The organism is Streptomyces rubellomurinus (assembly GCF_000961885.1).
GTDB lineage: Bacteria > Actinomycetota > Actinomycetes > Streptomycetales > Streptomycetaceae > Kitasatospora > Kitasatospora rubellomurina.
Genome location: NZ_JZKH01000315.1, coordinates 1 through 521, shown reverse-complemented (window position 1 = coordinate 521; position 521 = coordinate 1). Strand labels below are relative to the sequence as shown.

1 protein-coding gene is annotated in these 521 nt (G+C 73.9%); it reads left to right on the top strand.

What is annotated here, in order from left to right; all coding sequences use genetic code 11:
* A partial coding sequence (locus tag VM95_RS37995) for an acyltransferase domain-containing protein (RefSeq protein WP_045706190.1) occupies nt 1-521 on the top strand: 521 nt, incomplete at both ends.

The window sequence follows — 521 nt, the reverse complement described above, 5'->3', positions numbered from 1 at the left end:
CGATGTGGGGTTCTCGGCGGCGACGACGCGGGCGCAGTTGGAGCACCGGGGTGTGGTGGCGGCCGCTGATCGTGAGCAGTTGCTGGCGGGTCTGGCGGCGTTGTCGCTGGGCGAGCCCTCGCCGCTGGTGGTGGAGGGGCGTTCGGCCGGTGGCACGGTGAAGCCGGTGTTCGTGTTCCCCGGCCAGGGCGCCCAGTGGGTCGGCATGGCCGTCGAACTGCTGGACACGGCGCCGGTGTTCGCGGCGGAGATCGCCGCGTGCGGCGAGGCGCTGGCCGAGTTCGTGGACTGGAACCTCGAAGACGTCCTCCGCAGCAGGGAGGGCGCCCCGTCGTTCGAGCGGGTGGACGTCGTCCAGCCGGCGCTGTTCGCGGTGATGGTCAGCCTCGCCGCCCTCTGGCGCTCCTACGGTGTCGAGCCCTCGGCGGTCGTCGGGCACTCGCAGGGCGAGATCGCGGCGGCGTACGTCGCGGGCGGCCTGTCGCTGCGCGACGCGGCCCGGATCGTCGCGGTGCGCAGCC